Source organism: Streptomyces mutomycini (assembly GCF_001700505.1).
Taxonomy (GTDB): Bacteria; Actinomycetota; Actinomycetes; order Streptomycetales; family Streptomycetaceae; genus Streptomyces; species Streptomyces mutomycini.
Genome location: NZ_MAPV01000085.1, coordinates 1 through 4,584 on the forward strand (window position 1 = coordinate 1; position 4,584 = coordinate 4,584).

Sequence of the window (4,584 nt, forward strand, 5' to 3'; positions counted from 1 at the left end):
GATCGATGTCGCCACGGTGAATGGTCCGCGGTCCACGGTTGTCGCGGGTGAGGCTGCGGCGCTGGATGAGTTGATGGTTGTGTGTGAGCGTGATGGGGTGCGGGCGCGTCGTATTCCGGTGGATTACGGGTCGCATACGGCGCAGGTGGAGCAGTTGCGTGAGGCTCTGTTGGAGTTGGCTGCTCCGGTGGTGTCGCGTGCGGGTGATGTGCCGATGTACTCGACGGTGACGGGTCGGGTTCTTGAGGATGGTGCGGCGGGTGCGGAGTACTGGTTCCGTAATCTGCGGCAGCCGGTGCGGTTCGAGGAGACGGTTCGTGGGCTGATCGCTGACGGTCACACCACGTTCGTGGAGGTGAGTCCGCATCCGGTGCTGACGTCCCCGGTGGAGGAGACCGGTGAGGCGATGGGTGTCGAGGTGTTCGTGGGTGGCACTCTGCGCCGTGATCAGGGTGACAGCCGTCGGTTCCTCACTTCGCTGGGCGAGTTATGGGTGCGCGGCGGCACGCCCGACTGGTCGGCGGTCTTCGCAGGTTCCGGGGCCCGGCGGGTCGTACTGCCGACCTACGCCTTCCAGACCAAACACTATTGGTTCGACACCGCGCCTACGCCCCCCGCGGCAAGCGTGGACCCGCACGCCGCCTTCTGGGAGGTGGTGGAGCGCGAGGACCTGGAGGGACTCGCGAAGACCCTGCGGCTGGACGAGGCACAGACCGGGCTGACGGCCGTACTGCCCGCGCTCTCCGCTTGGCACAAGCGGCACGCGGAAGCGGCCAGCATGGAGTCGTGGCGGTACCGGACGCACTGGAAGTCGCTGCCCGCCGGCCCCAAGGCCGCCCTGTCCGGAACCTGGCTGGTCGCCGTCACCCCGGGCCAGCTCGACGGCGCGCTGTACGAGACAGTGGCAGGAGCTTTACGCGCACAAGGGGCTGTGGTCGAACCGCTGGTCGTGAGCGGCGCCGACGACGCAGGGCAGGGCGAGCGTCCGTGGGCCGAGGCCCTGGCCGCGCCCTCAGCGGCATCCGGAGTGCTGTCGCTGCTCGCGCAGGACGAGAGTCCGCTCACGGACGCATCCGCCACCCCGGCGGGATATGCCCAGAACCTCGCGCTGCTCCAGCAGTTGGAGGCCGCCGACTCGGACGCCGCACTGTGGTGCGTCACCCAGGGCGCGGTGTCCATCGGTGAGCGGGACCCGCTCACCAGCCCGGCGCAGGCGCTGGTCTGGGGCCTCGGCCGGGTGGCGGCCCAGGAACTGCCGACCCGCTGGGGCGGTCTGGTCGACCTTCCGCGGGAGCCGGACGAGCGCGCCCTCGCGCGACTGTGCGAAGTGCTCGCGGCCGAGGCCGGCGAGGACCAGGTCGCGGTCCGCTCGACCGCGGCCTACGGGCGCCGCCTCGTCCGCGCGCCTCTCGGTGGCGCACTGGGCGACGGCTGGACGCCGGGCAAGGGCACCATACTGATCACGGGCGGCACCGGTGCGCTTGGCAGCGAGGTCGCCAGGCGACTTGCTGCTCAGGGCGCCGAGCACCTGCTGCTCGTCAGCAGGCAGGGCGGTACGGCCCCCGGCGCCACCGATCTCGAAGCCGAACTGGCCGCCACCGGAGCCCGCGTCACCACGGTCGCCTGCGACGTGGCGGACCCGGAGGCCTTGCGCCACCTGCTGGACTCGGTGCCCGAAGACTGCCCGCTGGCCGCTGTGGTGCACACCGCGGCCGTACTGGACGACGGGGCGCTCACCACACTGACGCCCGAGCAGCTCGACCGGGTGCTGCGGGTCAAGGCAGGTGCTGCACACCAACTGCATGAGATGACAAAGGACGTGGGCCTTTCTGCTTTCGTGCTGTTCTCGTCGCTGGCGGGCACGGTCGGTATGGCAGGCCAGGGCAACTACGCGCCGGGCAACGCCTACCTGGACGCACTCGCCCAGTACCGCCGGGCACAGGGGCTCGTGGCCACCTCCGTGGCCTGGGGTTCCTGGGCCAGGGGCGGCATGGCAGGTCGGGACGTGGTCGCCGACACCAGCATCCGGCACGGCGTGCCGCTGCTCCAGCCGGAGCGCGCCACCGCCGCACTGGAGACGGCGCTCGCCCACGGCGACACCAGCCTCGTGATCGCGGACATCGACTGGGAGAGGTTCGCGTACGCCTACACAGCGGCCAGGCCCAGCCGTCTGCTCGACGAACTGCCGGAGGCCCGCGCCGTCCTCACGCGGGACGAACCCACCGACGTGACCGCCACCCTGACGCTGTCCGAGCGGCTGGCAGGCCTCGCACCGGCCGAGCGCGAACGGCAGTTGCGCACGACGGTCCGTACACAGGTGGCAGCGGTACTCGGGCACGACTCCGGGGAGACGGTGGAACTCCGGCGTCGGTTCCTGGAACTCGGCCTGGACTCGGTCACCGCCGTGGAACTGCGTAACCGGCTCAGCTCGGCGACCGGTCTGCGACTGCCCGCCACGATCGTCTTCGACTGTCCGACCGTGCACGAACTTGTGCGCTACCTCGGTGACACACTGTTCGGCGGCGAGGACGGGACCGAGGGCTCCACGGACGCGGAAGCTCCCGGCACGGCCGAGCTCGACCAGCTCGAGGCGCTCCTGGGGCAACTGCCCGACGGAGACCCCTCCAGAGCCGAAATGGCAGGGCGGTTGCGGCAGTTGCTGCGTACAGCATCTGGATCAGGTGTCGACGGCGAGGGAACCGTCGACGCCGAAGACCTCGAATCCGCGAGTAACGACGACCTCTTCAAGTACATCGACAAAGAGTTCGGGATCTCCTGAGCCCCTGATCGACGCCGCGGTTCCGACTCGCGCCCTTCTGCGGGGGCGCACGCCACACTTCCGTCTCACTTTCGGGGGCACGCAAGCATGGACGACGCCAAGAAGCTCCGTTACTACCTGAACCGGGTCACAGCCGAACTGAAGGAAACCCAATCGCGGCTGCAGGCAGCGGAGTCGGCCGGCAGCGAGCCGGTGGCGATCGTCGGGATGAGCTGCCGGTTCCCCGGCGGGGTCGCCTCTCCCGAGGACCTGTGGCGGCTGCTTTCCGAGGGCGGCGACGCCATCACCGGATTCCCCACCGACCGCGGCTGGGACGCGGGATCCCTGGTGGACGTGACTGGCGAGCGTCCCGGCAGCTCGTACGTGGCCGAGGGTGGGTTCCTGCACGACGCGGGGGAGTTCGACGCGGGCTTCTTCGGGATCTCCCCGCGCGAGGCCCTGGCCATGGACCCGCAGCAGCGGCTGCTCCTGGAAACCTCCTGGGAGCTGTTCGAGCGTTCCGGCATCGCTCCCGACACCCTGGAGGGCAGCAGGACCGGCGTCTTCATCGGCTCGAGCTTCCGCGACTACGGCACCAGGCTGCCCGCGATCCCCGAAGAGGTCGAGGGTCACGCCATGACGGGCACCGCGGGCAGCGTCGCCTCGGGGCGCATCTCCTACAGCTTCGGCCTGACCGGTCCCGCCGTCACGGTGGACACGGCGTGCTCCTCCTCGCTGGTGGCGCTGCACCTCGCGGTTCAGGCGCTGCGCCACGGCGAGTGCTCGATGGCGCTCGCGGGCGGGGTCGCGGTCATGTCGACGCCCGACCTGTTCACGGAGTTCAGCCGGCAGCAGGGCCTGGCACGCGACGGCCGCTGCAAGGCGTTCGCCGCGTCCGCCGACGGCATGAGCGCGGCTGAGGGAGTGGGCCTGCTGCTGGTCGAGCGGCTCTCGGACGCACGGCGCAACGGCCATCAGGTGCTGGCCGTGATCCGCGGCTCGGCGGTCAACCAGGACGGCGCGTCCAGCGGACTGACCGCGCCCAACGGCCCCGCGCAGCAGCGCGTGATCCGTCAGGCGCTGACGAGCGCAGGGATGAAGAGCTCCGAGGTCGACGTCGTCGAGGCGCACGGCACCGGCACGACACTGGGCGACCCCATCGAGGCGCAGGCGCTGCTGGCGACGTACGGCCAGGAACGGGACGGGGAACGGCCTCTGCTGCTCGGCTCGCTCAAGTCCAACATCGGCCACACGCAGGCTGCCGCGGGTGTGGCGAGTGTGATCAAGATGGTCGAGTCGATGCGGCACGGTGTGGTGCCCAGGACGCTGCACGTCGATGAGCCGACGCCGCATGTGGACTGGACCTCGGGTGCCGTGGAGCTGGTGACCGAGGAGCGTCCCTGGCCCGAGACGGGTCGTGTTCGCCGTGCGGGTGTGTCGTCGTTCGGAGTGAGCGGGACGAACGCGCACGTGATCGTGGAGCAGGCTCCCGTGGAGGAGTCGGCCGAGGTCGCGGATGGCGAGCCGGGTCCGGTCGGTGGCGGGGTGGTGCCGTGGGTGGTTTCGGGACGGTCTGCTGCGGGGCTGCGTGGGCAGGCGGTGCGGTTGCGGGAGTTCGTGCGGTCGACTGATGTGCCGCTCGCGGATGTCGGCCATGCGCTGGTGTCGTCGCGTGCGGGTCTTGAACACCGGGCGGTGGTGCTGGGTTCGGATCGTGAGGAGTTGCTGGCGGGGCTGGAAGCGGTGGCGGCAGGTGAGTCCGCCGTAGGGGTGGTGTCCGGAGTGCGGGCGGACAGGGAAGACGGCGTGGTGTTCGTGTTCCCGGG

At 70.4% G+C, this 4,584-nt stretch carries 2 protein-coding genes; both read left to right on the forward strand.

Going from position 1 to position 4,584, the window contains the following annotated elements:
- Nucleotides 1-16 precede the first annotated feature (16 nt).
- The gene (locus tag BFF76_RS13480; RefSeq protein WP_244167273.1) at nt 17-2,779 is read left to right on the forward strand and encodes an SDR family NAD(P)-dependent oxidoreductase; all 2,763 of its coding nucleotides are present in this window, start codon (nt 17-19) and stop codon (nt 2,777-2,779) included.
- An 87-nt stretch (nt 2,780-2,866) separates the two neighbouring features.
- Nucleotides 2,867-4,584: type I polyketide synthase (locus BFF76_RS13485; protein WP_208604846.1), on the forward strand; the 1,718-nt coding region annotated here is incomplete at its 3' end.